The organism is Dietzia sp. Cai40 (genome assembly GCF_014145165.1).
In the GTDB taxonomy this organism is placed as follows: domain Bacteria; phylum Actinomycetota; class Actinomycetes; order Mycobacteriales; family Mycobacteriaceae; genus Dietzia; species Dietzia natronolimnaea.
Map to the genome: position 1 here is coordinate 1 of NZ_JAALEB010000034.1, position 2,737 is coordinate 2,737.

The window sequence follows — 2,737 nt, forward strand, 5'->3', positions numbered from 1 at the left end:
CCCGCCGGGCCCGCCGTGGTGGCGCGCGCCGCGCGCGTGCGGGACACCCCTGCCGGGCGGGTCGGGAGCCGGTCGATCCTCGTCGAGGTCCCGGAATCCGACGCCGCCCGGTTGGCCTCCACGGCCGCCGGAACGCCACTGGCTGTGCTGGTGCACGGATGACGGGACGCAGCGCCAGATCGGCGGAGCGGCAGAGGACGCTAGTGCCTCGGCGGGGCCAATCGTGCTGGTAACGTCTCTGCAGTCCAGTTCGGGACGCACGACCACGCACGTGGTGGACCACACCGCGTCACCAGAGAGGGGTGCAGGATGCTCAAGGGCTTCAAAGACTTCATCATGCAGGGCAACGTGATCGACCTGGCCGTCGCCGTGGTCATCGGCACGGCGTTCGCGTCGATCGTCGACGCCTTCACCAGCGCGATCATCAACCCACTCATCGCCCTGCTCGGCGGGAACAGCGAGATCGGGTTCGCCGTCCAACTACTGGACAACAACCCCGAGACCAGGATGGACTTCGGGTTGCTACTTACCGCGATCATCAACTTCCTGCTGATCGCCGCGATCATCTACTTCGTCCTGGTGGGGCCGATGAACAAGATGAAAGAGGCCGCCGCCAAGCGCAAGGGCATCGACGCCCCGGCCTCGGACAACGACCTCCTCGTGGAGATCCGCGACCTCCTCGCGGGTCGCCCGCTCACCCATCCGTCGGACCCGCGGAGCACGTCCGGCGAGTCCTGACACCACGCCCCGCCGCGGGGCCCCCGTCACCCGGAACCGGACCTCAGCGCCGGACCTGAGCGCCGGCACCCGGCGACCCCGCCGACACCGCTGATGCGGGTCTCACCCGTGGTGGGGAGGGCGTTGCTCCCTCCACCAGTCGTCCCCGAGCCGGGCGTCGAGGTCACGGGCCTCGTCGGACGTGGTCCGCGGCAGGGTCTCGCCGAACACGTCGTCGATCCGGGCGCTGCTGTACGAAGCGCTGGTGATCGGGGCGCTGGAGTCCTGTGCCCTGCGGTCCGGGGCGCCGTCGGTCACAGCTCGTCTATCGCCGACAACTGCGCCACCACGTACGAGACGAGCGGGCACAACGTGGCCATCCCGTCCCGGATGGCCGCGCGGCTGGGCGCGAGGTTGGCGACCACCGTACTGCCGGACACCCCGACCAACCCACGGGAGACGATCGAGTCGACCGCGCCGGCCGTGAGACCCGACGACCGGATGGCCTCGGCGATGCCGGGCAACCGCTGATCGAGGATCTCCTCCGTGACCTCGGGGGTGATGTCCCGTGGACCGACCCCGGTACCACCCACGGTCACGACGAAGTCGAAGCCGCCGACCACCGCGGTCTCGAGGGCCTTGCGGACCTCGGACTCGTCGGACGCCACGCCGACGACGCCGCCGACCAGGAAACCCTCCTCCTCGAGCAGCTCGGTGACCAACGGACCGATCGAGTCCTCGCGCTCATCCAGCCGGTCGGTGACCACCACGACCATCGCGCGACCCGCGATGGGGGTGTCCGCCGGGACGGCGGCCGAGGGGTCGAAATCCACGTCCGTCTGGATCCTGCGCCCACCGGGCAGAGACCTCGGGTCGAATCTCGTGCTCATCTCGCCTCTCCCAGTACCACGTCGACAGTCGTCGGCTGATCGCCCACACGAGCAGCATAGGTGACGGAGATCGTCTCCCCCGGAGCCCTCGACCGGATCGCGGCGACCAGCGCGTCGCCGCTCTCGATCAGCCGCTCCCCGACCATGGTGATCACCGCCCCCTCCTCGATGCCCGCCTGAGCGGCGGGGCCTCCCACCTCGGTGGTCCGGACCAGCGCACCGTCGATATCGGGTTGGTCGCTCACCGAGACCCCGAGGACCGCACGGGTGGCGAACCCCTGCTTGATCAACTGGTCCGCGATCCGCCGGGCCTGGTCGACCGGGATCGCGAAGCCCAGGCCGATCGATCCCGAGTTCCCCGAGCCCAGCGAGGCGATGGCGGAGTTGATGCCGACCAGCTCACCGTTCATGTTGACCAGCGCGCCGCCGGAGTTGCCCGGGTTGACCGCCGCATCGGTCTGGATGGCGTCGATCACCGTGTTCTGGTCGGACTGCGCGCCGCCCGCCCGTACCGGCCTGTCGAGCGCGGAGACGATGCCGGTCGTCACGGTGCCGGACAGGCCGAGCGGGGAACCCACCGCCGCGACGGCCTGCCCCTCGTCCAGGTTCGAGGAGGACCCGAGCGCGATCGGGGTGAGCGACCGGTCGGTATCCGCCCTGATCACGGCGATGTCCGTGGCGGGGTCGGTGCCGACGACCGTCGCCGGCGCCCTCGACCCGTCGTTGAAGCGCACCTCGATCTGGCCGCCGGTCGCCGCCATCGCGATGACGTGGTTGTTCGTGATGATCAGACCGTCCTGGGCCAGCACCACGCCGGATCCCTCACCGCGTCCGGTCTGCCCGCGGACGTCGATCGAGACCACGCTCGGCAGGACCTTGTCGGCGACGGACTCGACCGTGCCGTCCGGGGCCTCACCCTCGGGCTGGACGGCGGTGATCGGGGAGGCGAGGCTCCCGCTGCCTCCGCCGCCCGCCACCGTGGCACCGATCCAGCCGCCCAGTCCGCCCGAGACGAGCATCGCAGCCACCAGTCCGGCGACCACCAGACCCCGGCCCGACTTCGCGGGTGCTGTCGCCCCGGGATCGTCGCCGTACGGGGGCTGCGGGGGCAGGGCCGCGGTCGGCTGCCC

4 protein-coding genes are annotated in these 2,737 nt (G+C 70.8%); 1 reads left to right on the forward strand and 3 read right to left on the reverse strand.

Annotated elements, in window-relative coordinates; genetic code table 11:
* Positions 1 to 309: 309 nt before the first annotated feature.
* Positions 310 to 738 carry a large conductance mechanosensitive channel protein MscL gene (mscL, locus tag G6022_RS01630; protein ID WP_182615901.1) on the forward strand — a complete coding sequence of 143 codons (429 nt, stop codon included), beginning with the start codon at positions 310 to 312 and terminating at the stop codon, positions 736 to 738.
* A gap of 102 nt (positions 739 to 840) precedes the next feature.
* Here mscL and G6022_RS01635 read toward each other — a convergent pair whose 3' ends face one another.
* The 3 genes from G6022_RS01635 to G6022_RS01645 all read right to left on the reverse strand — a co-directional run.
* Complete coding sequence (locus G6022_RS01635) at positions 841 to 1,035, reverse strand: hypothetical protein (RefSeq protein ID WP_179523158.1); 195 nt, start codon at positions 1,033 to 1,035, stop codon at positions 841 to 843.
* On the reverse strand, positions 1,032 to 1,607 hold the full coding sequence (locus G6022_RS01640; RefSeq protein WP_182615899.1) for a molybdenum cofactor synthesis domain-containing protein: 576 nt from the start codon (positions 1,605 to 1,607) through the stop codon (positions 1,032 to 1,034). Before G6022_RS01640 ends, G6022_RS01635 begins: the two co-directional genes overlap by 4 nt.
* Positions 1,604 to 2,737, reverse strand: a 1,134-nt coding sequence (locus G6022_RS01645) for a trypsin-like peptidase domain-containing protein (protein ID WP_194307657.1), incomplete at its 5' end; no start/stop codon positions are given. The genes G6022_RS01645 and G6022_RS01640, both read right to left, overlap by 4 nt.

Excerpts from the sequence above, each read along its gene's own strand:
- mscL (WP_182615901.1), top strand. The coding sequence starts at position 310 with ATGCTCAAGGGCTTCAAAGACTTCATCATGCAGGGCAACGTGATCGAC.
- G6022_RS01640 (WP_182615899.1), bottom strand. The coding sequence starts at position 1,607 with ATGAGCACGAGATTCGACCCGAGGTCTCTGCCCGGTGGGCGCAGGATC.